This is a genomic window from Microbacterium sp. ZW T5_56, from assembly GCF_044987425.1.
Classification (GTDB): Bacteria; Actinomycetota; Actinomycetes; order Actinomycetales; family Microbacteriaceae; genus Microbacterium.
Map to the genome: position 1 here is coordinate 77937 of NZ_JBJDRI010000008.1, position 25001 is coordinate 102937.

The following is a 25001-nucleotide window of genomic DNA, read 5'->3' on the forward strand; positions in this document are numbered from 1 at the left end:
GACGCCTCAAGACCGCGTTACCGCACAGAAACCTGCTCGACCCGTGGTACTCAGCGCCCGCCGGGAGGGCCAACCAGCAGCAGCACGACGTAGAGCGCGACGATCGCACCCACGATGACGATGGCCAGCAGCCACGCGCGATTCAGGAAGAAGCGCATGCAGCGGTCGTACCAGGTGGCGTCGCGAGGATCATCCGTCGCCTCGAGGCGCCACTGGCCCTCCAGGCGCCCGGAGCGCTGCAGCCAGATCTCGACCGGGATGGTCGCGTACGGGATCACGGCGCTCACGATGGCGAGCACGGCAGGCCCGACACCCCAGCGCTGGTTGAACGCGACAAGGATCGCCGTCGCGCCATACGACAGGAAGATCAGGCCGTGGATGCCACCGGCGATTGTGACGACGATGGGGTCGGCGCCCATCGCGCGGGCGATGAGCGCGCCGATCAGCAGCGTCCACGTGATCGCCTCGGCGATCGCGAGGACGCGGAACAGGGAACGGGGTGTGCGGAACATCTCCACCTGCTTCGTCAGAACCTTCAGCGTGCCTGAAGGTAGTTTCAGTGTAGCTGAAGGAAGGGGATGAAGCTGGGCGCCGACTGCGAGTCAGCGTGCCAGGTGCGGCTCGTCGTCCGTGCTGACGAGTGCCGCCGCAAGCGCAGGTGCCGAGTGGTGCAAGCGCGCATCGAGGGCGGCGACGCGCTCCCCCGCTTCGCGAAGTGCCGCCTCACCCGCGGGCGTGGAGCGCAGGTTCGATGCGGCGCCTGCGTGAGCGGTGCCGTCCTGCACCAGCTTGTCGGCGACGAGCGCCTTCACCGCCGTGTGCGCGGACTGCACCGTGATCTGGCTGCGTCGGGCGAGCTCGCTGAACGAGATTCCGGGCGAACCGTGGATGTGCGCGAGCAGCGCGTACTTCCGCGTGGTCAGCCGAAGGTCCGCCAGCGCAGCTCCGAGCTCGGCATCCCACACCGACGACAACGTCAGCAGCGCCACCACCGGACTCACCGGCTCCGGGCGCCGCTGTCGCCGATCGGGTTCGGTGCTCACGGCACCACGTGCCCCGCCGCAGTGAACAGCTCGTACCACTCGGCACGGGTGAGCGGGATCTCGGAGCCGAGCGCGGCGTCGGCGATGCGCTGCGGGCTGGTGGTTCCCATCACCACCTGGATGTTCGCGGGATGACGCGTGATCCAGCCGGTGGCGATGGCGATCGGCGGCACGTCATACTTCGCGGCGAGCCGGTCGATGACCGCGTTGAGCTCCGGATGCGCGTCCGAGCCCAGGAACACGCCGTTCGGTCCCTGCATCGGAGACCACGCCTGGACGGTGATGTTCTCGTCGCGGCAGTACTCGAGGATGCCGCCACCATCGCGATCCACGGCCTGGTCGTAGCGGGTGTTCATGGCGACGGCCTGCGCGATGATCGGCGCGTGCAGCAGGGAGAGCTGCAACTGGTTGGCGACGATCGGTCGGCGGATCCAGCGCGAGAGGTACTCGATCTGGCGCGGGGTGTGATTCGACACACCGAACGCGCGCACCTTGCCGGAGTCGTAGAGGTCATCGAACGCACGCGCCACCTCGTTCGGCTCCATGAGAGCATCGGGTCGGTGCAGCAGCAGGATGTCGATGTAGTCGGTGCCGAGCGCCTGCAGCGACCCCTCGACCGACGAGACGAGGTGCTCGTAGGAGAAGTCGTAGCCTGCCCCCGGAACGATGCCGGCCTTCGTCTGCAACGTGATCTGCTCCCGCTCGGACGGGGTGAGGGCCATCGCCTCGGCGAACCGTCGCTCGCTCGCGTGGAGGGCGCCGCCGTAGATGTCGGCGTGATCGAAGAAGTCGATACCGGCATCGCGCGCGCTGCCGACCAGCTTGCGAACCGCATCGTCCGACATCTCGGCGATGCGCATCATTCCTGCGACGATGTTCGGCCCGGTACCGGCACCGATGGTGATCCTCTTCATGGCCATCCTCTCCGTGTTCCACGCTACCGCCCCGAGCCGGCGTCGGCCGCTGCGCCGCGGCACCCCGGCCCCGTAGGGTGTGGGGCATGCAGCGTTTCCTCCAGGGTGCCCTCGACCTGTTTCGCGCCGCGACCTGGTGGCGGCGCCAGCCGAGGGCGATGGCGCTGGCGCTCGTGCCGGCCGTCATCGCGGGTGTCATTCTGCTGGCGGCGTGGGTCTCGGTCGCGCTCACGGTGCCGGCCTTCATCGATGACTGGACGCCGTTCCTCGACTCCTGGCCGGCAGTGTGGTCGTCCCTCGTGCGCGTGGCCGCCACGCTGGCGGTCTTGGTGGGAACGGCGCTGCTGGCCAGCGTCGTGTTCGTCGCCCTCACACTCGCGATCGGCGACCCCTTCTATGAGAAGGTCTGGCGGGCCGTGGAGACCCAGGACGGTGGCCAGGCTCCTGATCGCCCCTACGGTGTCGGCCGCAGCATTGCCGACGGCATCGTGCTGGTGTTGAAGGGAATCGTCGCCTCGCTCGTTGCGGCGCTCATCGGGTTCATCCCGGTGGTCGGCGCCGTGCTCGGCCCGGTCGTCGGGGTGCTGTTGACGGGTCGTGTGCTCGCCGACGAGCTCACCTCTCGCGCGCTCACCCATCGCGGCCTCGATCGGCGCCAGCGTCGCGACGTGCGCCGACGCGACCGGGCACGCGTCTGGGGATTCGGAGCGATGACCCAGCTGCTGATGCTCATCCCGCTGGCACCCATCGTGGTGCTGCCCACCGCGGTCGCCGGTGCCACGGTCCTGTGTCGTCGCCTGCTGGGCGAAGAGGGCGTTCCCCGCGCACCGAAGGCGTGAATCCCCCGGAATGCGCGCTATGAACGCCGCTTCTCTCGCACATGAGAGAGCACGAGAATGAAGGCGTAGCCGAAGAGAAGGAACGCGGCGAGCGGAATCGCCCACACTTTCCACGGACCCGTCAGCCACACGCTGACCCAGCCGAGATACGGCACCGCGTACCAGAGCGTTCCGCGGATCTGCACCTCCTGCACGGGAGTCTCATCGGGCGTGGGATTGGCATCACCCTGCGTGATGAAGATCAGCTGTCCGTCCGCGAGCGCGGTGCGCTGAATCACCCGGTGGGTGACCACTTCGGGCTCGTTGCTGCGCAGCTGGTAGGTGACGATGTCGCCGGGGTGGATGTCGTCCGGTTCGGTGGGACGCACGACGATGAGGGTGCCCGGCGGCAGGTTCGGCGTCATCGACGAGGTGAGCACGGTGAGCGCGGTCGATCCCGTCACCGCCGGCACCACGATGGCTGCCGCGGCGATCGCGAGGATTACGACCAGGATGACGGCCATCGCGGCGCTGCCGAGGTACGACACCAGGCTGCGCTCAGGGCTCGCTCGTCGCCGCTCGCGATCGTCGCGGCGGGACGTCGGCGGGGCTTCTGTCATCGCGTCCTCCGGCTCCACAGCGCGACTGCGCCGACGACTGTCGCGCCCAGCGCGAGGATCGTCAGCACGGCCAGCGACGGGGCGCCGGTCTGCGGGAGTGCGCCCGGCTGGGTGGTGGGGGCGGGAACGGCACGGCACGGACCCGGCCCGCGAGCCGGCATGGCCACATCGGTGAGGGTCACGCGCACGCCGAAGCCGACGCTGCCGTCCTGCCCGCCGGGTAGAGACTCTCCCCCGAGCGCATCGGAGACGATCAGCTCCGCGTCCACGCGGGCCGTGCCACCCGGCGGGAGCAGCGTCGAATCGTTGATCATCACGCACGCCGTGTCTGCGTCGGCGAGCGTCAGGGTGCCTACCAGAGCGCCGTCGACGCGGATCGTGACGCTGATCGCCCGCGCGAGAGAGCGATCGTCCGCGACAACGTCGGTCAGTTCGATTCCCAGCCGCCCCGCGGTGGTTGCTGTGCTCCGTGCCCAGAGTGACTCGGTGATTCGGTCTCCCGGCACCACCCGCTCGATCGCGTCGAACAGCGTTTCGTCGCCGTCTGCGAAGGTGATTCCATCGTGGGACACCTCCAGCGGGCCGGCGTCGGCGTCGGGGTAGGGCGCCGCGTGCGCGGCAACGGGGCTCATCGCCAACGCCCACGCGATGACGGCGGTCGCGATCAGGCGAGCATGCCGCGCACTCACCTGGTCACCCCGCTCACGGTCGGATCGGAGCAGATCAGCGTCAGAATGGTCGTGCACGTCAGTTTTGTGACGAACTGCATGATGATGTCGCTATCCGAGCTGGCATCGGTCACCCGGATGTAGTTGGCCTGACCTGCGGTGAGCAACATGACACAGGAGACAGAGCTGTTGCCGGGCTGGAGCACGGCCTGGCCGAGCCCGAGCAGCACGCACGAGTTCCAGGTGGTGGGATTCGCGCTGTTGGCGATCTGCACCTTGTAGCCCGGCGCCGTCGACGTCGCCCGGATCGCCCCGATGTCGAGGGTCGCTGCGACGTTCAGACCGAGGAGCCCCAGAGCGGCAGTCGGCATGATCGTCTCGGGTGTGCTCAACACGATGGTCGCGGGGTCCGTGCAGTCGACAAGTCGGCCTACGCCCGCCACCAGACCGAGACATTTGCCGTTGAGCATCGAGACCAGCTGGTACCGCTGCGGCTGCCGCTCCTGCACGAACCAGCGCTGATTCTGCGCGCTGCCCCCGGCTCCGAGCACGGCGTTCGCGGCCGCTGGGCTCACGGTGCCGTCCGCTGCCGCGGCCAGGCGCGCGGTGGTCGCGGTTCCCGGGCGCAGGGTGAGGATGGTGTTGTTCGCGATGGCACCCGTCAGCTGCCAGATCGAGCGGGTGTAGGGCTTGGTCTGGCCAGCCGCGACGCAGGGGCCGACGTTCACGGATCCCCCGACACCGGCGTCGCCTGCCATCTGGAGGCAGGTCGTGGGATCGTTCGCCAGGCGAAGCTTCATCCAGCCGAGCTGGCTGTTGTCCGGGGTGATCGTCGCTGTGAGCGGATACACCGCCACCGTCTTCAGCGTGAGGGTGTCGGTCGCTGGCGTCGCGGTCCAGCCGGCGGCGGACAGAGTCGCCGACACACTGGCGGACACCGTCTGCGCTCCGCTGACATGCGCCAGCGCCGTGCGATCCGCGAACGATCGCACGCAGAAGGTCGCCGAGGCACCCGCGGCCAGCGACGCCGTGGAGAAGGATCCACCCGAGGCCCAGGTGGTGCCGATGGTCGAGATGGCGGAGCCGACAGCGGACTGAGGTGTGCAGTCGCCGGATTGCGCGACCGGCCAGACTGTTCGGTTCAGCGCGGTGCCGAGGCCGCCGGTGCCGGCGGCGAGCGTGATGGTCGCGGCCCCGGCCGCGGCGCCCGTATTGGTCACTGTGAACAGGCCGGTGCTGGCGAGACCCGGGCTCTGGAAGTCGGCGGCGAGCGGGTTGATCGAGCTGTTGAGGTAGGTGGCGGAGAGGGCGCCGAACCCCTGCTGGGTGATGGCGACGCGAGTGGTCGTGACGGCACCGGTTGCCGTCACCGCGGTTGTCCACGACGCCACCGATGTGCTGGCGACACCGGTGATGAGCACTGTCATCAGCGCGATGACGAACGCGGCCCAGGAGCGGGAGCGGCGGCGTGCGGTGGTCATCTCCTCACCCCGCCTGCTGCTGCCCCGCGAGGGTGAGCTGGAATGCGACGGCCTGTCCGCTGCGATCCGCCGAGGTCCCGGGGCGCAGCCCGACCTCCAGGCACAGCACGATTCGCGCGCCGGGAGCGAGGGAGCCGACGCCGGTCGTGAACCCCGTGATGGGCGTCGTCGGCACAGCAGCTCCGGCGACACAGGACGATCCGAACGGAACGGTCGTGAGTCGCGCGACGGCATCCGCCGAGAGCGGGTCCGTGCTGGTGATCGCCGTCGATGCCGTGAGTGTGGCCGGCGCATCCCCCGTGTTCATCACGGTGACGGAGCGAAGCTGCCAGCTGCTGGGGGCGAGTTGAAAGGCCGGAATGACGGCACTCTGGCCGCCATCGACGGTGAGGTTCAGCGAGCCCGCCTTCACGACGCTCGTCGGCGAGGTGGCGCGCGCGGAGAGGAAGGAGTAGGTGCCGCCGACTCCGGCCAGCCCCACCACGACACCTGCGGCGATGACCGCGGTCATCGTCAGAGCCCCGCGCCGATGCGCACGCCGAGCAGCGAGCGCGCGGCGTGCGCGTTCGCTGCGTCGCGAGGCACCCCGAACGGGGGTTTCCTGCGTACCGGTGTCCTCAGCCGTCGTCATGTGTGAGAGGCGGGTGCCGTCGGAACGGAACCTCCGGCACCCGCGTTCGCTCAGGAGGCCGCGACCTGGGCCACGAGGATGGCGAACTGCGACAGGTTCACCGCACCCGTCTTGTTCGCGTTGTCGGAGCCGGAGGTCCCGAACGGCCAGGTGATGGTCGCGGTGACGGTGACCGGGTAGGTCTTCTCGGCCGCGCCGACGTCGGTGATCGTGAACGAGTTGTTCGTGACGGTCACTCCGGGCGCGGTGCTGGTCACCGCGTACGTGACGGCGCTGGAGAGCGTCGCGGCCAGCGCAGTGTCCGCAGCGCCGGCCGTCGCACCGGCGATGGAGCCGGGCGTCAGCCCCACCGTGAAGCCGAGGTTGTCACCCCGCGCGCGAACGGTGGCGGTGGACGTGTAGATGAGGATGTCGCCGGGTACGGCGCGGAAGGTGCTGATGTCGGCGATGGCGACCGCGGTGGCTGCTGCGTTCTTCTTCACCTGCCAGGTGCCGGTCGGCGCCGTCTCCACGAAGGCGAGGTCACCGGCGGTGATCGTGGCGGATCCGGCGGAGACGGAGGCGTTCCAGGAGGCGAGCGTTCCGCCGGCTCCCAGCAGCAGTGCTGTGCCGGCGGCGGCGGCGATGGCGGCCTTGGTGAGTTTCTTCATGATTCCTCGGGTTCTCGGAGTGGGGGAGTTTCCGGGCACCCCTCACAGAACCTTTCGGATTCATCTCCGGGTGGGTGACCCAGAGATTCGGGCGGGGAGCTTGCGGTAATTGTGCATGAGATTCAGCACCATTTCCCTCCCTTTTCGCGCCGATTTTCCAGGATTGTGCAACATGCACAAACCTCGCCCCGATCGCTGGCAGAAAAGCGTCGGTCAGAGCCCAGACAACGCGGACACGGCACGCTTCGCCTCGGCGAGACCGAGGCCGGGGTGTGCGTCACGCAACGCCTTGACCGCCTGGATCTTCTCTCCCTGTCGCGCCAGTTGCACGACCTCGGCAGGGACCTCGAATGTGCTATTCGGCTCCGCCGCGCGAGGACCAGGCGGGGGCGAGACGGGACTCCCGCCGGGATTGAGCACTGCGCCGCCGGGAAGCGTGCGGGTCGTGCTGTCGTTGCGGTAGCGCGACGTCCGCACCGCCGTTGCCAATGCCAGCAGCGAGATGACGAGCGCGGCGAGTGACACGAAGAAGGTCGCGGTCTGCAGTTCCATGGTTCGAGGGTAGCGACCCGAGGGTCCGAGCCCGCCACCGATCGCGGAACCTGACTACTGCGAGAGCACGATCTCCGTGTCGGCGAAAGCCGCCGCCTGCGAAATAGCCGCCGCCATCACACCGGCCACACGAACGACGTCCTCCCGAGGGAGGCGGCTGGTGGGCGCCGAGAGGCTGACCGCCAGCGGGAGTGTCGTGCCCGTGACGGCCACCGCCACGCAACGACCACCGATCTCATTCTCCTCGTCGTCCACCGCGAAACCCTGCTCGCGCACGCGCTCCAGCTCGGCCATGAAGTCCGACACCGTGGAGATGGTGTTCGCCGTGAGCTTGGCCATCCCCTCCCGCTTCAGGATCGCCTCCACCTCGGCCGGAGCCATCTTGGCCGCGAGGACCTTGCCCAGCGCCGTCGCGTGGATGACTTCCCGCTCCCCCTGATGGGGTGCGTTGCGGATCGATGCGAGGCTCTCGACGATCTCGAGGTAGGCGACGCGGTCGCCGTCCAGCAGTCCGAGGTTCACGGTCTCCCCCAGCGCATCGCGCAGCCGCTCCAGCTGGGGGCGCAGTCGGCGCGCCACCGTGTCGATGCGCTCGCCGATCAATGACAGCCCGAGCCGATAGTCGCCGGTCTCCGTGCGCTCGACATAGCCGCGCTGTTCCAGGGTGGCGAGATACCGGAAGACCGAGCTCTTGGGCAGCTCCGTCGCCTGAGCGAAGTCCATGAGACTGAGTCCGTCCGGATTCGACTGCACGAGGTCGAGGATGTCGCACACCCGCTGGACCGAACGGATCGAGTAATTGGCGTCGCTCATGTTCGATTGCTCCCCTGCGATCAAGATGAGGACGATCGCCACAGTCGAACGGCCTCCGATATGTCACGAGTCTACTGCCGGCACCACGCGGATGTTCCACTGAACAAAACAGACAGGCTCATTCTGGGTTGACGAAACCCACTCGTCCCCATATTTTGGAACAAGTCGTTACGCACAATGAAACGCCTCTTCCGGGGGCAGGAGAGGATCAGGCGGATGTCTCATGCGGAGTGGGCAGAGTCGCGGCGCATGTGGGAGCGCGCCAGGCGCTCCCTGAGCGGCGGTGTGTCGACGGGTCTGCGCGCAGCGGCGAAACCACACCCGCTGTTCTTCTCCGGGGGTGCGGGAGCCACGCTGACCGACGTGGATGGCCACGTCTACATCGACTACGTGCTGGGGTGGGGACCGAACATCCTCGGGCACGGCAACCCGCGCCTGGTGGCGGCGGTGACCGATCAGATCACCCGCGGAGCCACCTACGGCGCCGGTCACCGCTTCGAGATCGAAGCGGCCGAGGCGCTGCTCGCCCTGTACCCGGACTTCGACAGGGTTCTGTGGTCCAACACGGGAACCGAGGCGAACCTCGCCGCTCTGCGGATCGCGCGCGCGGCGACCGGACGTCAGCGCTTCGTGAAGTTCACCGGCCACTACCACGGCTGGTCGGACACGATGCTGCTCGGCTACCGCAGGTTCGCCGACGACGGCGGTGTGGTGGCGGAGACCCGCGGACAGGCTCCCGAGGCGCTGGCGCAGCTGGAGCTGGTCCCCTGGGGCGATGCGGAGTCCCTGCGGATCGTGCTGGAGAACAGCGCCGACATCGCCGCGGTCGTGCTCGAACCCGTGCTCTGCAACTCCGGGGTGATCGCTCCGCCGCCTGGCTTCCTCGAGACCGTGCGCGAACTGTGCACGGCCCACGGAGTCGTGCTGGTCTTCGACGAGGTCATCACGGGCCTCCGCATCGCCCGAGGTGGAGCTGTCGAGCGGTTCGGTGTGGTGCCCGACCTCGTGGTGCTCGCCAAAGCCATCGCGGGTGGACTCACCCTGGCGGCCATCGTCGGTTCGGCAGAACTGCTCGACCTCACGCAGCAGGGCGTCACCCACGCCGGCACCTACAACGGCAACCCGCTGGTGCTCGCCGCCGCGGTCGCCACGATGGCGGAGCTCGGCGAGGAGGGCGTGTACGAGGACTTTGAACGACGCGGCGCGCGCCTCGCCGACGGACTGCGCGGCGCTCTCGCCGCGGCAGGCATCGTCGGTGCGGTAAATCAAATGGGACCGGTCGTCCAGTTCGCGTTCGGGGTCACACAGGTGAGCGACACCAGGGACTTCTTCGCCGCAGATCAGGCGCGCTACGATCGCCTTGCCGTCGCCCTGCTGGCCCGAGGCATCTACGTCATGCCGGGTGGGCGTCTCTATCTGTCCACCGCGCACACGGATGAGCAGATCGATGCCACCATCGCCGCCTTTGTCGATGCGCTGGCGAACGAGTAACGAGGAATGATGATGTCGACGCCCGCAGTCGCGTTCGTGGCGGTCTACCACGAGACGAACACCTTCTCCTCCCGGCCGACCAGCGGCGATGCGTTCGCTGCGCGCTGGTATCGCGGCGAGCAGCTCACGGATGCCTTCACCGGAACGCGCACCGTGGGCGGCGGCTTCCTCGACGGCGCAGAAGCCGCCGGCCTTGTCATCCACCCGATCTTCGGCGCGTTCGCCACGCCCTCCGGCATCGTGACGCGCGAGGCCTTCGACGCCATCCTTACCGAGATCGACCACGGGCTCTCCGCGGGCCGATTCGACGGTGTTCTGCTCGAACTGCATGGGGACCTCGCCGTGGCCGGGGTCGTCGATCCGGAGGAGGAGATCGTCGCGCTCATCCGCAGCCGTCAGCCCGGTGTTCCCGTCGCCCTCGTGCTCGACCTGCACACCAACATGGCGGTTCCCCGGTTCACGGATGTGGAGATCCTCGTCGGCTATCGCACGAACCCGCACATCGACACCTGGGCGTGCGGACATCGGGCTGCTCTGCTGCTGGGCGAGACGATCGCCGGGCGACTCGTCCCCGAGCGCGAGCACGCCGGCCTCCCCGTGATCGCGCCCCCCTCGGCGCAGCTGACGTCGAGCGAGCCGCTGCGGGCCCTGTTCGCGCTGGCGGATGAGCTGGAGCAGGACCCGAGGCTCGTGGATGTCTCGATCCACGCCGGTTACGCGTTCGGCGACTCCCGCGCCACCGGGATGGGCTTCTCCGCCACCGCTCATGCGGGCGCTCGCGACGTGGCCCGGCGGGCGGTGGCGCATCTCCTCGCCCTCGCGAATCGCACAGTCGATGCCTTCAGCGGGGAGTTCCCCTCCGCCAAGGATGCCGTTGCGCAGGCGGTGCACGCAACGGGACGCGTGGCGATCGCCGACACCGGCGACAACATCAACGGCGGCTCCCCGGGTGACACCACCTGGCTCGCGCACGAGGCGCTGCGGTATCCCGACACCGCCTTCCTGCTCACCCTCGCCGACTCGGATGCCGTCGAAGCGGCGCGCTCGGCCGGCGTCGGCGCACGGATCGCGCTCAGCGTCGGCGGCGCAGCGGCTCCGTCGAGCGGCGGAGCGCTCACCGGTGATGCCGAGGTGCTCGCGGTGTCGGACGGCGTCTTCCACAACGAGGGTCCGATGGCCACCGGCGCCCGCGTCGACATGCGCGGTGCCGCCGTCATCCGGATGCACAACCTGACCGTGCTCCTGCAGTCGGCGGCGACCCAGCCGAACGACAGCGCCATGTTCCGTTCTCTCGGCATCGATCCGGCAGAGTTCCCCGTCATCTTCCTGAAGGGCGCCGCAGCGCTGCGGGCCGACTGGTCCGATCGCGTGGATCGGATCATCGACGCCGGCACCCCCGGCGAGACAGACCAGGTGCTGTCGCGACTGACCTATCGCCACGCCACGCGCACTCCCGAGGCTCCCGAACTCGTCGATCACCAGGACGTGACGCCGGCCCCGGCGATGTTCCCCTCCGCCGCGCGTCTCGGCCAGCGCCTCGTCGTTGTGTGGTCGGACACCCCCGACGGCTGGCCCGGCGGACGGGCGCTCGCCGCCTGGTCGGATGACGATGGCCGGTCGTGGTCGACCCCGGTGGTGGTCGCCACCCCGGCCGACGGCGAGGACTCCGTCGTCAGCGCACTGTCTCTCACCGTCCGCCCGGATGGCACCGCGGTGCGGTTCGTCTACAACGGCGTGAGCTGGCCCACGACGGAAGCCGCCGATCGGGTGCTGTCGGTGTGGGTTGTGGAATCGGCAGACGGAGAGCACTGGAGTGCGCCCACCCGACTGCCGGCACCGTACGCGTTCCCCGCCGTCTACGGCGAGATGGTTCCCGTCGACGGCGGCGAGATCATGCCGATCTGGGGCCGACGAACGCAGGATGAGCATTGGCGATCCGGCGTGTTGTTCGCCTCGGACACCGGGCAGTGGGAGGAGCGCGGCACGATCGGCTGGGCCGCGGTCGCCGCTCTGGACGACGAGTACGTCGGCGGCGGAAGCACGGCGCGGGCGGCGGACACCAGCGCTCAGATCGCCGAGGCATCGTTTCGTCCGCACGACGTCACCGGCGGGTTCAACGAGGCCTCGGTGCAGCGTGACCGCGACGGCCGGCTGCGCGCCATCGTCCGTCAGCAGGGCGTGGCGGGTGCGAGCGACGCGCTTGCGCTGTTCACCAGCACGTCGGAGGATGACGGCCGCACCTGGACCCCGCCGCGGGAGCTGGGCTTCGCGGGCACATCGCCGTGTCTGCGCCTCCTGCCGGACGGGCGACTCCTGATGGCGTACCGACGCACGGTGAACGACCTCGTCACGAGCGCGGCGGTCGAGGTGCGCATCGGCACAGCGGACGCGGCCGCGTGGTCTGCGCCGCTCGCACTCCCGACCGGAACCGAGTCGCCGCTGCCCTACGAGTATCAGGTGGGCTATCCGGTGATCGTCGCCTCCGAGGTGCCGGGAGAGCACCTCGTCGTGCACTACAGCTTCTCCCCCGGTGCGGGCCGCGTTCTTCGTCTGGCGCGCATCCGCGTCCCGGAATCACGCTGAATGAACACCGTCCCCCTCCTCCTCAGTCCGGCGATCGCCCTCGTCGGCGGCGGCTGGCTCGGCCCCGAGCTCAGCCACCCCAGCGACGCGAACATCTACCTCATCCATGACGGCCACGGGGGTGTGCTGATCGACGCCGGCTGCGGTCTGGGATCCGCGGATGTCCTCGCCAACGTACGACGCGTCGGCGAGGCGATCCGGATCACCGCGATCGTCGTGACCCATGCCCACGCCGATCACGCCGCCGGTGCCGCGTCCCTGTCGGCGGCCACCGGTGCCGTGGTCTTCGCGACGGCCCCCGTCGCGGCGGTCCTCGAGGGCACTGCCACCGAGCGCTCCGGACTGGAGCAGGCGAAAGCGGCTGGCCTGTACCCCGCGGAGGTGTCGTTTGCACCGCTGCGCGCCGACGTCGTCGAGGACGGAGACACCCTGCGGGTCGGCGGCACCGAGCTCACCCTGCTCCTCACTGAAGGACATGCCGACGGACACCTCAGCGTGCTCGTGCGCGAGGCGGACGGAACGGTCTCGGCCTGCACGGGCGATCTCATCTTCGCTCGGGGTCGGGCCGCGCTGCTGGATGACTCGGAGGAGACGGATCTGTCGCGGTGGGAGGCATCGGTCCGCCGGGTCGCGGCCGCGGAGCCGGACCGGCTGCTCCCCGGGCATGGCACACCGGTGCTGCGACGCGCTGCCAGCCACCTGGCGATCGCGCTGACCGCCCTCGATGCGGGCGTTGAGCCGCCTCGTCTCATCGATTCCGACACTCGCCCCCGAAGGGATCTTCCATGACCGTCATCGCCGTCAGTGGCTTCGGCTCCATCGGACGCCGTCACGCCGAGGTGTTCTCCGGGCTCCCGGGCGTCCAGGTCGTCGTCCATGATCCGGTGTCCTTCGCCGAGTCCACCGCCTACCCGGTCGTCAGTCGTCTCGACGAGCTGGACGGACACCGACCGGACGGCCTCGTGCTGGCGAGTCCCGACGAGCATCATCTGAGCGGCGCCCGCTGGGCCGCGGAACGCCACCTCCCCGTCCTCGTGGAGAAGCCGCTCGCCGACACCGTCGGGCACGCCCAGCAGCTGGTGGACGCGACGGCAGATCGCAGCCCCGTGCTCGTCGGCTACGTGCTGCGGCATGCGGCAGTGTTCCGGGCCGCTGCGGCCGGCATCGCCGAGGGTCTGATCGGAACACCGGTCTCCGCGCACGCCGACCTCGGCGCGTACGAGACGCTCGTCGTCGCCCGCAACCGCTTCGCGGAGCCGAAGCCCGACCGACTCTTCGTGGACTACAGCCACGAGTGGGACTACCTGAGCTGGTTCCTCGGCCCGCTCACCCCGATCGCCGCACACGCGCGCACCGTGGCCTGCGTCCGCGAGCACACCGAGCAGCCGAACGTCGTTGACGCACTGCTGCGCTCCGGTGACGTCGGTGTGAGCGTCCATCTGGACTATCTGCGCCACCCAGGGCGACGCGTGTGCACGGTGATCGGATCGGACGCGACGATGACCGTCGACGTGAGCGGCGAGCTGACGATCCGCAGCGAAGAGACCGGTGAGGTGCACACCGCGTCCTATGCAGAACCCCGAAACGCGATGTTCGCCCGGCAGGCGAAGCACTTTCTCGACATCGTGCGCCACGGGGCGGTTCCCCAGGTCACCGCGGAAGACGGTCTCGCTGCACTGCGTGTGGCCGACGTCCTCACCCGTCTGTCGCGGTCCTGAACGGACGGTTCAGAGAACGCGGCTGAGCTCTCGCACGACGGCATCGCCGCGGGCCGTGTCGATCATGAGGTTCGTGACGTAGGCGACACCCAGATGCCGGCTCGGGTCGGCGAAGGCGACCTGTCCCCCCGCGCCCGCATGTCCGAACGCGGCCGAGGAGGTCAGCGGCTGACGCTCCGAGGACAGCGCCACACCGGCACCCCAGCGATGGTACGGGGCGGGTATCGATGCGAATCGCGGCTCCTCGTCGCCACGCAGTGCCGTAAGAGCACGCAGCGCGCCGGCCGACACCAGCGGCTCGGACGGATCCACCACCGCCGCCCAGAACCCGGCGAGCCCGTCGGCGGTGGCCAGCGCACCGGCTCCCCCGAGTCCCGCGGCCAGGACGGCGGGATCATCGAAACCGACGTCTCGACCGGTGAGGCGCGGCGGAAAGGCGCCCCCGAACGTGAGGAAGTGCTCGACGCGTTCGGCAACACCCGGCGACGGCACGAAGTCGGTGGTCGCAGGCTCCCCCAGGATCGGCCGCGCCCGCCGCACCGCGGTCTCCGCTCCCGCACCCAACCAGAGGTCAAGCCCGCGCGGACCGGCGATCTCCTCCGCGATGAACCGCCCGAGAGATCGCCCATCCGTCCGAAGCACCAGTTGTTCGGTCAGCACACCGTGCGTGAGTGGATGGTAGGTGTGGGCGGTCCCCGGCTCCCACAGCGGCGTCATGGCCGCGATGTTCTCCGCAAGGGTGTGCCCGTCGAGCACCTCCGCGAGGGTGAGGTCGCGATCGGGTCCGGGCACGCCGGCACGGTGTGCCAGTGCGTCCCCGATCGACACCGATCCCTTGCCCGCGTGTGCGAACTCCGGCCAGTAGCGGGCCAGCGGCTCATCGAGCGATGAAATCAAGCCCCGGTCGAGGAGCATGGCCACGACGACGGACGCGATTCCCTTGGTGCAGGAGAACACGACCGTCGGCGTGTCCGCCTCCCATCGGAGGTCGGCATCGGCCCATCCGCCGTGTACGCTCACTGCCGTGTGCCCGCCCACGCGGACGGTCAGCGCCGCCCCGCCGGCGGCACCCGTGACCGTCTGCGCGAACGCCGCGACGACGCCATCGAACGCCTGATCCCATCGCCCGCGGACGGCATCGGTCATGGTGCAGCCAGCACAGCGACGGCATCCAGCTCGACCTTCACCGACTCCAGCGGCGACACCCACGTGGTCCGGGCGGGTCGTGGGTGCGCGAAGAGCTCCCGGTAGATGCGGTTGTACTCGGGCAGCTGGTCCTCCGCGGTGACGAAGGCTCCGATGCGCACCACGTGGCGCAGCGAGGAGCCGGCAGCGAGGAGGATCTCCTCCAGGTTGGAGACGCAGCGACGCATCTCCTCCTCGAAGGTGCCGGAGATGATCGCCCCGGTGGCGAGATCCACAGAGGCCTGCCCCGACACGTGCACGAATCCGCCCGCGATCACCGCAGGGGTGAATGCCCGCTCCTCACATGCGTCGAGATAGGCGATGTCGCCGATCCGCTGGATCTGCATGGGTACCTTCTTCCGTTCGTTCCTGTGCGGCCCGCTCACGCCGGACGACGCGTGCCGAGTTCGAAGATCACGTCACCGGCCGCCACGATCGCCTGACGCCGCAGCACCGTGATGACCCCGTCGACCGGTGCCGCGCAGACGAGCGCCTCGGACCCGTCATGAGCGATCACTCGACCGATGACATCGCCGGCCGAGACCTCGTCGAGGAGGCTCCGCTCGGCGACGAAGAAGCCGCTCGCCGTGGTGGCCATCGCTCGGTCGACGTCGCCGTTGCCGTGCAGTCGCAGTGCTGTGGCACGGCCCGCCGGGACGTCGGCGAGCATGCCGAGGTGGGCGAGCATGCGCAGCACACCGTCGCGGTACGCGCTCAGCGTCGGCGCCGGGAGCACGCCGCCCTGGGGCGACTCGACGTAGAGCGCCGAGATGCCGTGCTCTTTCGCGGTGGTGAGGGTACGCCCCACCCCGACCTCCGGATGCGTCCACACCACGCCGGCCCCGAAGGCGTCACACAGCGCCACCGCGAGCGCGCACTCGGGTGATCCGTCATCGAGGCAGCCGGCGAAGAACGGCATATCGGTGTCGGGAGAGGAGGTGTGCAGGTCGATGAGCACGTCAGAACCCGCGATCACGCGGTCGGCGATCAGAGCGGCGAGCTGCTCCGTGGGCTTCCCGTCCGGGTCCCCCGGGAACACGCGAGCGAGGTTCAGACCGTCGTGCGGGCTGACGCGTAGGTTCGCGGCGTGCGCGGCCGGATGGGCGATCGGGACGAATCGCACCCGCCCGGCGCGAAGATCGAGGTCCTCCCGAACGAGCTGCGACAGCGCGACGATGCCGGCGACCTCGTTGCCGTGAATCCCCGCCACGATAGCCACGGTGGGCCCCGGCGCGCCGCTGTCCAGGTGGAACGCGTCCACCGTCGTGCCGTCCGCGGTCTGCATCGGTTCGTGTCGGGCGATCATGCCGGCTCCTCATCGTGAACGAACGCGGTCCGCCCCGCCGTGTAGACCGCGCGGTCGCGTGCTCCACGCTCGCGCGGGTCGTCGATCGGAACCGCCGATAGCAGCGACTGCGTGTAGGCGTGCTCGGGGTGGGAGAACACCTGCTCCACGGGTCCGCTCTCCACGACCGCGCCGAGGTGCATCACGATCACCTCGTCGGCGATGTGACGCACCACCGAGAGGTCGTGGGAGATGAAGATGTAGGCGACGTTCGATTCGGACTGGATGTCCTGCAGGAGATTGACGATCTGCGCCTGGATCGAGACGTCCAGCGCGGAGACCGGCTCATCCAACACGAGAAGCGCCGGACGAAGAGCGAGCGCACGCGCGATCCCGATGCGCTGGCGCTGTCCGCCGGAGAACTCGTGGGGATACCGGGCGCCCTGTGCGGGGGTGAGCCCCACGACGTCCAGCAGTTCGGCCACCCGTGTCCGCCGCGACGCCGCGTCTCCGATGCGATGGATCCGCAGGCCCTCGCCGATGATCTCGTTGGCCGTCATCCGCGGGTTGATCGCCGAGTACGGATCCTGGAACACGAACTGCATGTGCTGGCGCACCTCGCGCGCCAGACGCCTGTCCGAGTGATCGGTGATGTCCTGCCCGCGGAACTCGATGCGCCCCGAGGTCGGTCGATAGAACCGGTTCACCGTGCGCGCGAGAGTGGACTTGCCTGAACCGGACTCTCCGACGACGGCGACAGTGCGGCCGGGTTCCACCGTGAACGAGACGTCCTCCACGGCACGGATCGTGCCTTTGCGCCCCGCCGCATCGCGAACCGTGAAGCGCTTGGTGAGCGAGGTCACGCGCAGCAGAGGCTCGGCGCCGGTGTTCATCGTCGTGCTCTCACTCATCGTTCCTCCTCAGCGGCGAGCGGGACGCCCACGCCCCGCAGCCTGCGCTCGGTCGAGCTCATCCGGGGCCGGCACTCCAGCAGTTCCCGCGTGTAGTCGCTGGCGGGGTCCTCGAACAGCGTGAACACATCGGCTTCCTCCACCACGCACCCACCGCGCATCACCACCACCCGATCGGCCATCTCGGCGATGACGCCGAGGTCATGGGTGATGAGGATCATGCTGATGTCGCGCTCGCGCTGCAGATCGCGCAGCAGCTCGAGCACCTGCGCCTGCACCGTGACGTCGAGGGCCGTGGTCGGCTCGTCCGCGATGATCAGCGCCGGATCATTGGCGATGGCCATGGCGATCATCGCGCGTTGACGCATACCGCCCGACAGCTCGTGCGGATACTGCCGCACCCGCATCGCGGGATCCGGGATGCCGACCTGGTCGAACAGCTCAGCGACACGTGCGAGTGCTGCCCGCTTCGTGACGCGATGATCGTGCGTGCGGATGACCTCAGCTACCTGCGTGCCGATGCGCGTCACCGGGTTGAAGGAGCTCATCGGATCCTGGAAGATCATCCCGATCCGGTTGCCGCGTATCCGATCGAGCTCGCGCGATCTCAGCGTGTAGAGATCCACGCCGTCGAACAGCGCCGTGCCGCTGCGCCGCAGCGCGGTGTCTCGCGGCAGCAGGCCCAGCAGGCTCGATACCGAGACGCTCTTGCCGGATCCCGACTCGCCCACGATACCCAGACACTCCCCGCGGCCCACCTCAAATGAGACGCCGCTGACAGCGGGCACCACTCCGGCGTCGGTCCGGAAATCGATTGACAGGTCGGAGACCTGGAGCAACGAGGCGGCGGTCATTTCATCCTCCGGGGGTCGGCGGCGTCACGCAGTCCGTCGCCGACGAAGTTCACCGACAGTACGGCGACGGCGATGAGGATCCCCGGCGGCAGCCAGAGCCAGGGCATCGATTGCAGAATGGCGAGCGATTGGGCTTCGTTGAGCATGTTGCCCCAGCTCGCGGTCGGGGGCTGAACGCCGAGGCCGAGGAAGGACAGCGTCGCCTCCAGCAGGATGGCCTGAGCGATGAGCAGGGTCGCCACCACGGTGAGCGGCGCCACGACGGCGGGCAGGATGTGGCGTGCCAGCACCCAGACGCTGGAGCCGCCGAGGCCGCGAGCGGCCAGGACGTACTCCTGCTCTCGCAGCGAGAGCGTGGCACCCCGCACGATGCGGAACGCCTGCGGCCATTCGAACAGCGCCAGCGCGATCACCAAGGTCTGCAGGCTCGGACCGACGAACGCGACCACGGCGGTGAGCACGATCAGCGTGGGAAAGGACAGCACGACGTCGGCGATCCGCGAGAGCACGGCGTCTATCGCTCCGCGCAGGTATCCCGCGATTGCTCCCGCCAGCGCTCCGATCGCGGCGGCTCCGATGGTTGCCGCGAGGGCGACCGTCAGCGAGACGCGTCCGCCGGCGAGCAGTCGGGCCAGCACGTCGCGCCCGGCAGAATCCGTCCCCAGCGGGTGCTCACCCGTCGGGGGTTTGCGCGAGGCGAAGACGTCCACGGCGTTCGGATCGATCGGATAGACGACCGGTCCGATGATGGCGACCAGGACCAGCAGGACCAGCACGATCGCCCCGATCAGGGCGAGGCGGTGCTTGCAGAATCGACGGATGGCGAGCCGCGCGGGTGAAAGCGCGGTCGACACGGGAGAAGCTGTGGTCACGGTCATGTCACTTCACTCGAATCCGTGGGTCGACGAGGGCGTACAGGAGGTCGGCGATGAGGTTGCACACCAGCACGAGCACCGCGACGAACAGCACGAACGCCAGGATCACCGGGTAATCGCGCGCCATGATCGAATCGATCGCGAGCTTGCCCATACCCGGCCAGGCGAACATCGTCTCGATCACCACGGTTCCGGCAAGCAGCACGGGGATCTGCAGGGCGACCACGGTGATCAGAGGGATCGATGCGTTCTTCAGCGCGTGCTGCAGAAGCACCCGTGTGGAGCCGATGCCCTTGGCACGGGCCGTCACGATGTACTCCGAGTTCAGCGCGTCCAGGATGCTGGCGCGCGCGTACCGGACGTAGGGCCCGAGCATCACGAGCGCGAGAATCCCACCCGGGAGGATGAGGTGCACGAGAGCGTCGGCGAATCCGCCCTCCGCGCCGAGCGACTGCATCCCGGACGTGGGCAGCAGCCGGAGGTTGAGGGAGAAGATGAAGATGCCGATGAGGGCCAGGAAGAACGGTGGCACCGAGATCGCGAACAGGCTGAAGCCGGTGATGAGGTAGTCCACCCACGTGTTCTTCCGCACCGCCGCGAGCATGCCGAGCACGACGCCGACGATGGCCGCGACGACCAGCGCCACACCCACCAGGCGGGCCGTGGCCGCCAGGCGCTCGCCCATGAGCGTGGCGACAGGACGTCCGGTGGCCAGCGAGAAGCCGGTGTTGCCGGTGAGCACCTCCCGCAGCCAGGCGATGTACTGCACGATCAGCGGCTGGTCGTAGCCGAGGCGCTGTCTGATGGCTTCGAGGGCGGCATCTCGATCGCCGACGAAGTTGACGGGATCGACCATCATCTCCACCGGGTCTCCGGGCATGATGCGAAGCAGAGCGAACAACAGCATGCTGATGCCCAGCAGCACCAGGAGCGCGGTCGTCACGCGAATAGTTATGTAGCGGAGCACGTCAGGCGCTGGTCCCTTCTTCGCGACGGTGTGCCATCGGCGAAATTCAATCGGTCTTCAACCGAGGACGACGGAGCGGGAACGCTCCGTCGTCCTCGGTTCAGGGAATCATCCGGCCAGCGCCCAGTCGGGCGCGCTGTAGAACATGTCCGTCAGCAGTCGGCGCGGCTCGTAGCCCTGCAGCTTCTCGCTGAAGCCGTAGATGACGTTCGGCGAGGAGAGCAGGATGACCGGGACGTCCGTGTTGACGATCTTCTGAGCCTTCGCGTAGATAGCTGCGCGCTCGGTCTGGTCCGTGGCACGCATGCCTTCGGTGAGCAGCGTGTCCAGCTCCGGGTTGCAGTACCCCTGGATGTTGGTCGCCACCCCGCACATGAGGCGGATGTTCATCGAGGACGGATCAGTGACGAAGTTGCCGTAGCCCGAGATCAGGAAGTCGAAGTCACCGGCCGCGATCGCGGCCGACTGACCCGCCGCATCGAGCTGGCGCACCACGGCATTCATGCCGACCTCCTGCAGCTGCGCCGCCACGATGTCGAGGGTGAGGTCGCGGTCCTTCTGTCCGGGCACGATCTCCAGGGTGACCTCCTGGCTCGCGTCCCACTTCGCCTCGGCAAGCAGCTTCTTGGCCTTCTCCGGGTTGTAGGCGTAGGTTTCCAGGTCCTTGGGCACGGCCCACTCCGGACCATGCGCGAGCACGTTTACCACGGTTCCTTCGCCGTGGAACACCTCGTCGATGATCGCCTGACGATCGATGGCGTACATCATCGCCTGGCGCACGAGCGGGTTGGCAAGCTCCGGGTGAGTGGCCATCGCGGTGTGCAGGCCCAGGACACCGGCGCCGGCAATGCTGTCCACGGTGACGCCCGGAATGCCGCGCACCGTCTCGACGTCGACGGCGGGGACGTTGGTGAGGTCCAGTTCGCCGGTCTGCAGCTGGGCAGCGGCCACGTCGCTGGTGAGTACGGAGGCGAAGACCCGGTCGAGCTTGAGGGCGGTGCGGAAGTGCGGGTTCTTCACGAACTCCAGCTGGGAGTCCGAGACCCACTTCGAGAAGACGTAGGGCCCCATGCCCGCGGTCGGCTCCCGGAACCAGGGGTTCTCAGCGAAGCCCGCCGGGTCCATCCCCTCCAGCGCGTGCTGGGGCAGGATCCATCCGAAATTGAATGCGCCGGGGATGAAGTTGCCGATGAAGGTGGCATCCGGCTCCTTCAGCGTGAACGAGACGGTGTCCTCGTCCTCTGCGACCACTCCGGACAGGGTGTCCGCGGTTCCCGCCTTCACCTCGTCGATGCCGACGACATTGGAGAGGAATCCCGCCGTCGAGGACGCGGTGGCCGGGTTGGCGTGCAGGTTGTAGGTGAACACGACGTCGTCGGCCGTGAACGGCTCCCCGTCGCTCCAGCTCAGCCCGGGGATGAGGTCGAAGGTCAAGGTGGTGCCGTCCGGGGACATCTCCCAGGACTCGGCGAGCCGGCCTTCGTAGTCGGACTTCTCCAGGTTCCAGCCGATCAAGGTGTCGAAGTGCAGCGATTCGATGAGCTGGTCGCCGCCGATGCCCGGCTTGAACGTGTTGAATCCCGCGGGTTGCTGGTACAGCGCCACGTGGGCGTCGCCGCCGACGGCGGCGGTGGGTTGCGTCGTCCCCGCGTCTGTTGCCGGGGTGGCGGTGCAGCCCGCAAGCGCGAGCACGGCGAGAATGATGACGGATGCTGCTCGGGCACCGCGGCTCAGATGCGACACGGATCCTCCTTTGTGTGAGTGGCACGACGGGTAAAACTCCACAGAAAAAGTTTCGACTAATGAAACCTGCTGTTCTGATTACGGCAAATCTAGGGAACATCGACGCGGTACGCAAGTGTTCGAATTCAGTCGGACCTTTGACACGCGTCCCACACGATGCAATTCTGTGTTTCTACAGATGAAACGCCTGCCGAACGGAGCACCGACGATGTCCGCACCCGCACAGACCGCATCAGCCCCTCTTCCCCGGTCCGCGATCATGCCGCCGATGGTCACGCCGCTGGCACCGGATGGGGGCGCAGATGCGGCGTCAACCGCCTCGCTGGTCCGCCACTTCCAGCAGCAGAGCCTGGACGGTGCGCTGGTCCTGGGCTCGTCGGGAGAGAACGCACTCCTGCCTCTGGAGACGAAACGTGCTGTTCTCGAGGCGGCACTGGAGGCGCGCGACCCTGAGACGCCGTTCCACGTCATGGCGGGCATCACAGCCATGGGTCCGGCGGACGCGGTGGCGCAGGTGCAGGCTCTCAGCGAGCTGCGTCCGGACACTCTCCTCGTGCCCGCACCGGTGGGCTTCGGCTTCTCCCCGGCCGAGCTGCACACCTACTTCGCCACCGTCTGTGATGCGACGGACGTGCCGGTCGTCGCCTACGAGGTGCCCGGCCGCACGCACGTGACCCTCGGCGCCGCTCTGCTCGGACGGCTCGCAGACGAGGGACGCATCGTCGGCATCAAGGACTCCTCGGGTCAGATCGGTCTCGTCCAGGACTACACGGCCCTGACCGCTGAGCGCCCCAACCTCGTCCTGTACACCGGTATGGAGACCTCGATCGACGCTGTACTGCTGGCCGGCGGCGACGGCGCGATCCCCGGCTTGGCGAACGTCTTCCCCCAGTTCCACCTCCGACTGATCGCGCTGGCTCGTGAGGGGCGATGGGAGGACGTGCGCCGCGTGCAGCAGAGCATCAACCGCCTGCACGACATCTACTTCGCCGATGTTGCCGGTGCGTCGTTCTCCGCGGGCTTCTTCGCCATCGTGAAGGACGCACTCGTGCAGGGCGGGATCATCGAGCACGCGACCGTCAGCGCGCCCTTCACGGACTGCGCGCCGCTCGTCCACGATCACGTCCGTCGGTTCCTCGACCTGGGTGCCGAGCTGAGCGAAGCTCTCCCCGCGCTCGATTCCGTGTCGGCATGACGGCGGCCGAGCACACGCCTCGCGTCGTCATCGTGACCGGCGGCGGTACCGGAATCGGCGCGGCGATCACGCGCGCGTTCGCGGGTGCCGGCGACGCCGTCGTGGTCTGCCAGCGCTCCGAGGCGGACGCGGCAGCGGCCCGAGCCGCGCTCTCCGATGCCGGCCCCGGTCGCATCGTCGTCGTCGCGCAGGATCTCGCCGATCCGCTCGCGGCCGCCGCTCTTGTGAGCGCCGCCATCGCGGAGTTCGACACCGTGGACGTGCTGGTCAACAACGCGGCGATCACGGGGCCAGGTTCCGGCGAAGGTCTGCTGGAGCTCACCGACCATGGCATCGACGAGACCATCGCCGTCAACCTCACCAGCGCATTTCGGCTGGTGCGCGAGGCCGGACGCGTGATGGCCGCCAGCGGACGGGGCGGAGTGATCCTGAACATCGGGTCAGTCGCCGCGAGTGCAGCGCAGCTGAACGCCAGCGTCTACGGCGCGACCAAGGCCGGCCTCCATGCTCTGACCCAGTCCATCGCGATCGAGCTGTCCCCGCACGGCATCCGTGCGGTCACCATCGCTCCCGGAGACATCGCGACCAAACCGCTCCCCGAGCAGAGCACTTCGGAGGGCGGGGGCCCCACCACGCCCTGGATTCGAGCGACTCCGCTCGGTCGGCGCGGCACCCCCGAGGATGTCGCCGCGACCGCCCTGTTCCTGGCTTCTGAGGATGCCGGCTTCCTCACCGGTACCGTCGTCGGCGTCGACGGCGGCTGGCTCGCATACTAAGGAGAACGAGTGAGCGCGCACCACCGCGTCGTGTGCCGAGACTGCACCACCGAGCGCATCGGGACCTCGGCCTTCCGTTGCCCGGTCTGCGGCGGCGAGTACACGACGACCTACAGTTCCCCTCCCGCTTCGATCGACACGCAGTCCGGCATCTGGCGCTGGTCGAGCGTCCTCCCGATCGATCCAGACGGACCGCGGGTAAGCCTCGGCGAGGGGAACACCCCGCTGGTCCCCCTCGCCGCCCGGGACGACGTCGTCCCGATCGCTGTGAAGTGCGAGCATCTCAACCCCACCGGATCGTTCAAAGACCGCATCCTCGCGATCGCGGCGACGCTCGTCGTGCAGCGCGGACTCGGCGGCTTCGTGGGCACCTCCTCCGGCAACGGCGGCGCGAGCGCTGCGGCCTACGCGCGCCGAGGTGGCTTCTCCGCGCTGCTGTTCACGCTCTCCGATGTGGTGGCTCAGAAGCTGCTGCAGATCCGCGCTCTGGGAGGCAGAGCGTACATGCTGAGTGGGATCGGGCATGATGCCGCGACCACGTCGGCGGCCGCCGAACGAATCGCCAGCGTGGCTGCGGCGCAGGGGTATGCGCCCGTGCTCACGGGCGGTCGCTACGCCCCCGAAGCCATGGACGGTGCCACCACCATCGCCTACGAGCTCTGGGAACAGGCCCCCGACGCCACCCATGTCTACGTGCCGGTCGGCGGCGGCGGTCTGCTCTCCGCCGTGGGGCGCGGATTCGCCCGCCTCGCCGCATCCGGTCATCGAGTCCCCCGCGTCGTGGCAGTCCAGCCCGCGGGGTGCGCCACCCTGCGCGCTTCGGCCGATGGCGATTTCCGCGGGATCAGTGAGGAGACCAGCACGTCGATCTCGGGACTGCAGGTAGCCGTCCTCTTCGACGGACCCGGCGCGTGGCAGGCGATCCGGTCCTCCGGAGGACATCTGGTCGAGATCACCGATGCCGATGCCGCCGCCGCACAGCAGCTCCTTGCCGACGAGGGGATCCTGGTCGAGCCTGCCGGGGCGACCGCATATGCCGGTGCCCTGGCCGACATCGCCGCCGGAGTGCTCCACCCGGAGGATCGGGTCATCGTGGTGGCGACCGGCGCCGGGTACAAGGACGCCGATGCCCTCGGCCGGCTCGCCGCCTCCTCTCCTGAGCCGAGGCGGATCACCATCGACGAACTGGATGCGGTGCTCACCACCGCGCGCGAAGAAGGGAACTGAG

General features: G+C 68.7%; 26 protein-coding genes. 8 read left to right on the forward strand and 18 right to left on the reverse strand.

Going from position 1 to position 25001, the window contains the following annotated elements; translation table 11 throughout:
- Positions 1-50: 50 nt before the first annotated feature.
- From ACI3KU_RS05765 to ACI3KU_RS05775, 3 genes are all read right to left on the reverse strand, one after another.
- Positions 51-512 (reverse strand): DUF3817 domain-containing protein, encoded by a 462-nt coding sequence (locus ACI3KU_RS05765; protein ID WP_404921339.1) that lies wholly within the window; start codon positions 510-512, stop codon positions 51-53.
- Between the two features lie 90 nt (positions 513-602).
- Complete coding sequence (locus tag ACI3KU_RS05770) at positions 603-1043, reverse strand: MarR family winged helix-turn-helix transcriptional regulator (RefSeq protein ID WP_404921340.1); 441 nt, start codon at positions 1041-1043, stop codon at positions 603-605.
- The gene (locus ACI3KU_RS05775) at positions 1040-1957 is read right to left on the reverse strand and encodes an aldo/keto reductase family oxidoreductase (protein ID WP_404921341.1); all 918 of its coding nucleotides are present in this window, start codon (positions 1955-1957) and stop codon (positions 1040-1042) included. The genes ACI3KU_RS05770 and ACI3KU_RS05775 overlap by 4 nt, the downstream gene beginning before the upstream one ends.
- Before the next feature lie 86 nt (positions 1958-2043).
- Here ACI3KU_RS05775 and ACI3KU_RS05780 point away from each other — a divergent pair, with 86 nt between their 5' ends.
- Positions 2044-2796 carry an EI24 domain-containing protein gene (locus ACI3KU_RS05780; RefSeq protein WP_404921342.1) on the forward strand — a complete coding sequence of 251 codons (753 nt, stop codon included), beginning with the start codon at positions 2044-2046 and terminating at the stop codon, positions 2794-2796.
- A gap of 17 nt (positions 2797-2813) precedes the next feature.
- Here the strand turns inward: ACI3KU_RS05780 and ACI3KU_RS05785 are convergent, their stop codons facing one another.
- The 7 genes from ACI3KU_RS05785 to ACI3KU_RS05815 all read right to left on the reverse strand — a co-directional run bounded on the left by ACI3KU_RS05785 (position 2814) and on the right by ACI3KU_RS05815 (position 8190).
- Complete coding sequence (locus ACI3KU_RS05785) at positions 2814-3395, reverse strand: signal peptidase I (RefSeq protein WP_404921343.1); 582 nt, start codon at positions 3393-3395, stop codon at positions 2814-2816.
- On the reverse strand, positions 3392-4084 hold the full coding sequence (locus ACI3KU_RS05790; protein ID WP_404921344.1) for an LPXTG cell wall anchor domain-containing protein: 693 nt from the start codon (positions 4082-4084) through the stop codon (positions 3392-3394). The genes ACI3KU_RS05785 and ACI3KU_RS05790 overlap by 4 nt, the downstream gene beginning before the upstream one ends.
- On the reverse strand, positions 4081-5544 hold the full coding sequence (locus tag ACI3KU_RS05795) for a hypothetical protein (RefSeq protein ID WP_404921345.1): 1464 nt from the start codon (positions 5542-5544) through the stop codon (positions 4081-4083). Before ACI3KU_RS05795 ends, ACI3KU_RS05790 begins: the two co-directional genes overlap by 4 nt.
- Positions 5545-5548: 4 nt before the next feature.
- Positions 5549-6055, reverse strand: coding sequence for a TasA family protein (locus ACI3KU_RS05800; protein WP_404921346.1), 507 nt, complete (start codon positions 6053-6055; stop codon positions 5549-5551).
- Between the two features lie 170 nt (positions 6056-6225).
- Positions 6226-6825, reverse strand: coding sequence for an alternate-type signal peptide domain-containing protein (locus tag ACI3KU_RS05805; protein ID WP_404921347.1), 600 nt, complete (start codon positions 6823-6825; stop codon positions 6226-6228).
- Positions 6826-7038: 213 nt separating this feature from the next.
- Complete coding sequence (locus ACI3KU_RS05810; protein ID WP_404921348.1) at positions 7039-7377, reverse strand: hypothetical protein; 339 nt, start codon at positions 7375-7377, stop codon at positions 7039-7041.
- Positions 7378-7431: 54 nt separating this feature from the next.
- Complete coding sequence (locus ACI3KU_RS05815; protein ID WP_404921349.1) at positions 7432-8190, reverse strand: IclR family transcriptional regulator; 759 nt, start codon at positions 8188-8190, stop codon at positions 7432-7434.
- 216 nt (positions 8191-8406) lie between these two features.
- On the opposite strand from ACI3KU_RS05815, the gene ACI3KU_RS05820 reads away from it, so the two are divergent.
- The 4 genes from ACI3KU_RS05820 to ACI3KU_RS05835 are packed head-to-tail and all read left to right on the forward strand — an operon-like array spanning position 8407 to position 13982.
- A complete protein-coding gene (locus ACI3KU_RS05820) occupies positions 8407-9681 on the forward strand; it encodes an aspartate aminotransferase family protein (RefSeq protein ID WP_404921350.1) in 1275 nt (424 codons plus the stop codon).
- A 12-nt stretch (positions 9682-9693) separates the two neighbouring features.
- The gene (locus ACI3KU_RS05825; protein ID WP_404921351.1) at positions 9694-12264 is read left to right on the forward strand and encodes a M81 family metallopeptidase; all 2571 of its coding nucleotides are present in this window, start codon (positions 9694-9696) and stop codon (positions 12262-12264) included.
- On the forward strand, positions 12265-13053 hold the full coding sequence (locus ACI3KU_RS05830) for an MBL fold metallo-hydrolase (RefSeq protein WP_404921352.1): 789 nt from the start codon (positions 12265-12267) through the stop codon (positions 13051-13053). It abuts the gene before it with no gap.
- The gene (locus ACI3KU_RS05835) at positions 13050-13982 is read left to right on the forward strand and encodes a Gfo/Idh/MocA family protein (RefSeq protein WP_404921353.1); all 933 of its coding nucleotides are present in this window, start codon (positions 13050-13052) and stop codon (positions 13980-13982) included. Before ACI3KU_RS05830 ends, ACI3KU_RS05835 begins: the two co-directional genes overlap by 4 nt.
- Positions 13983-13991: 9 nt before the next feature.
- Here the strand turns inward: ACI3KU_RS05835 and ACI3KU_RS05840 are convergent, their stop codons facing one another.
- From ACI3KU_RS05840 to ACI3KU_RS05875, 8 genes are all read right to left on the reverse strand, one after another.
- Positions 13992-15128: a serine hydrolase domain-containing protein gene (locus ACI3KU_RS05840; RefSeq protein ID WP_404921354.1), complete on the reverse strand. Its 1137-nt coding sequence runs from the start codon at positions 15126-15128 to the stop codon at positions 13992-13994.
- The gene (locus tag ACI3KU_RS05845; RefSeq protein WP_404921355.1) at positions 15125-15514 is read right to left on the reverse strand and encodes a RidA family protein; all 390 of its coding nucleotides are present in this window, start codon (positions 15512-15514) and stop codon (positions 15125-15127) included. The genes ACI3KU_RS05840 and ACI3KU_RS05845 overlap by 4 nt, the downstream gene beginning before the upstream one ends.
- A 35-nt stretch (positions 15515-15549) precedes the next feature.
- Positions 15550-16473 carry a succinylglutamate desuccinylase/aspartoacylase family protein gene (locus ACI3KU_RS05850; RefSeq protein ID WP_404921356.1) on the reverse strand — a complete coding sequence of 308 codons (924 nt, stop codon included), beginning with the start codon at positions 16471-16473 and terminating at the stop codon, positions 15550-15552.
- Positions 16470-17363: an ABC transporter ATP-binding protein gene (locus ACI3KU_RS05855; protein ID WP_404921357.1), complete on the reverse strand. Its 894-nt coding sequence runs from the start codon at positions 17361-17363 to the stop codon at positions 16470-16472. The genes ACI3KU_RS05850 and ACI3KU_RS05855 overlap by 4 nt, the downstream gene beginning before the upstream one ends.
- The gene (locus ACI3KU_RS05860; protein ID WP_404921358.1) at positions 17360-18217 is read right to left on the reverse strand and encodes an ABC transporter ATP-binding protein; all 858 of its coding nucleotides are present in this window, start codon (positions 18215-18217) and stop codon (positions 17360-17362) included. Before ACI3KU_RS05860 ends, ACI3KU_RS05855 begins: the two co-directional genes overlap by 4 nt.
- Entirely contained in the window at positions 18214-19095 is an 882-nt protein-coding gene (locus tag ACI3KU_RS05865; RefSeq protein ID WP_404921359.1) for an ABC transporter permease, read from the reverse strand. Before ACI3KU_RS05865 ends, ACI3KU_RS05860 begins: the two co-directional genes overlap by 4 nt.
- A 1-nt stretch (position 19096) precedes the next feature.
- Positions 19097-20059 carry an ABC transporter permease gene (locus ACI3KU_RS05870; protein WP_404921360.1) on the reverse strand — a complete coding sequence of 321 codons (963 nt, stop codon included), beginning with the start codon at positions 20057-20059 and terminating at the stop codon, positions 19097-19099.
- A gap of 108 nt (positions 20060-20167) precedes the next feature.
- A complete protein-coding gene (locus ACI3KU_RS05875) occupies positions 20168-21802 on the reverse strand; it encodes an ABC transporter substrate-binding protein (protein ID WP_404921361.1) in 1635 nt (544 codons plus the stop codon).
- A 208-nt stretch (positions 21803-22010) separates the two neighbouring features.
- Here ACI3KU_RS05875 and ACI3KU_RS05880 point away from each other — a divergent pair, with 208 nt between their 5' ends.
- From ACI3KU_RS05880 to ACI3KU_RS05890, 3 genes are read left to right on the forward strand one after another with little or no spacing between them, the layout of a single operon-like run.
- On the forward strand, positions 22011-22997 hold the full coding sequence (locus ACI3KU_RS05880; RefSeq protein WP_404921362.1) for a dihydrodipicolinate synthase family protein: 987 nt from the start codon (positions 22011-22013) through the stop codon (positions 22995-22997).
- A complete protein-coding gene (locus tag ACI3KU_RS05885) occupies positions 22994-23773 on the forward strand; it encodes an SDR family NAD(P)-dependent oxidoreductase (protein ID WP_404921363.1) in 780 nt (259 codons plus the stop codon). Before ACI3KU_RS05880 ends, ACI3KU_RS05885 begins: the two co-directional genes overlap by 4 nt.
- Before the next feature lie 9 nt (positions 23774-23782).
- Entirely contained in the window at positions 23783-25000 is a 1218-nt protein-coding gene (locus ACI3KU_RS05890; RefSeq protein ID WP_404921364.1) for a pyridoxal-phosphate dependent enzyme, read from the forward strand.
- The last annotated feature ends 1 nt before the right edge of the window (position 25001 follow it).

Bases quoted from the DNA above. Each gene is read 5' to 3' on its own strand.
- ACI3KU_RS05765 (WP_404921339.1), bottom strand. From the start codon at position 512: ATGTTCCGCACACCCCGTTCCCTGTTCCGCGTCCTCGCGATCGCCGAG.
- ACI3KU_RS05775 (WP_404921341.1), bottom strand. From the start codon at position 1,957: ATGAAGAGGATCACCATCGGTGCCGGTACCGGGCCGAACATCGTCGCA.
- ACI3KU_RS05780 (WP_404921342.1), top strand. From the start codon at position 2,044: ATGCAGCGTTTCCTCCAGGGTGCCCTCGACCTGTTTCGCGCCGCGACC.
- ACI3KU_RS05785 (WP_404921343.1), bottom strand. From the start codon at position 3,395: ATGACAGAAGCCCCGCCGACGTCCCGCCGCGACGATCGCGAGCGGCGA.
- ACI3KU_RS05795 (WP_404921345.1), bottom strand. From the start codon at position 5,544: ATGACCACCGCACGCCGCCGCTCCCGCTCCTGGGCCGCGTTCGTCATC.
- ACI3KU_RS05800 (WP_404921346.1), bottom strand. From the start codon at position 6,055: ATGACCGCGGTCATCGCCGCAGGTGTCGTGGTGGGGCTGGCCGGAGTC.
- ACI3KU_RS05805 (WP_404921347.1), bottom strand. From the start codon at position 6,825: ATGAAGAAACTCACCAAGGCCGCCATCGCCGCCGCCGCCGGCACAGCA.
- ACI3KU_RS05810 (WP_404921348.1), bottom strand. From the start codon at position 7,377: ATGGAACTGCAGACCGCGACCTTCTTCGTGTCACTCGCCGCGCTCGTC.
- ACI3KU_RS05815 (WP_404921349.1), bottom strand. From the start codon at position 8,190: ATGAGCGACGCCAATTACTCGATCCGTTCGGTCCAGCGGGTGTGCGAC.
- ACI3KU_RS05820 (WP_404921350.1), top strand. From the start codon at position 8,407: ATGTCTCATGCGGAGTGGGCAGAGTCGCGGCGCATGTGGGAGCGCGCC.
- ACI3KU_RS05825 (WP_404921351.1), top strand. From the start codon at position 9,694: ATGTCGACGCCCGCAGTCGCGTTCGTGGCGGTCTACCACGAGACGAAC.
- ACI3KU_RS05830 (WP_404921352.1), top strand. From the start codon at position 12,265: ATGAACACCGTCCCCCTCCTCCTCAGTCCGGCGATCGCCCTCGTCGGC.
- ACI3KU_RS05835 (WP_404921353.1), top strand. From the start codon at position 13,050: ATGACCGTCATCGCCGTCAGTGGCTTCGGCTCCATCGGACGCCGTCAC.
- ACI3KU_RS05840 (WP_404921354.1), bottom strand. From the start codon at position 15,128: ATGACCGATGCCGTCCGCGGGCGATGGGATCAGGCGTTCGATGGCGTC.
- ACI3KU_RS05845 (WP_404921355.1), bottom strand. From the start codon at position 15,514: ATGCAGATCCAGCGGATCGGCGACATCGCCTATCTCGACGCATGTGAG.
- ACI3KU_RS05850 (WP_404921356.1), bottom strand. From the start codon at position 16,473: ATGATCGCCCGACACGAACCGATGCAGACCGCGGACGGCACGACGGTG.
- ACI3KU_RS05855 (WP_404921357.1), bottom strand. From the start codon at position 17,363: ATGAGTGAGAGCACGACGATGAACACCGGCGCCGAGCCTCTGCTGCGC.
- ACI3KU_RS05860 (WP_404921358.1), bottom strand. From the start codon at position 18,217: ATGACCGCCGCCTCGTTGCTCCAGGTCTCCGACCTGTCAATCGATTTC.
- ACI3KU_RS05865 (WP_404921359.1), bottom strand. From the start codon at position 19,095: ATGACCGTGACCACAGCTTCTCCCGTGTCGACCGCGCTTTCACCCGCG.
- ACI3KU_RS05880 (WP_404921362.1), top strand. From the start codon at position 22,011: ATGTCCGCACCCGCACAGACCGCATCAGCCCCTCTTCCCCGGTCCGCG.
- ACI3KU_RS05885 (WP_404921363.1), top strand. From the start codon at position 22,994: ATGACGGCGGCCGAGCACACGCCTCGCGTCGTCATCGTGACCGGCGGC.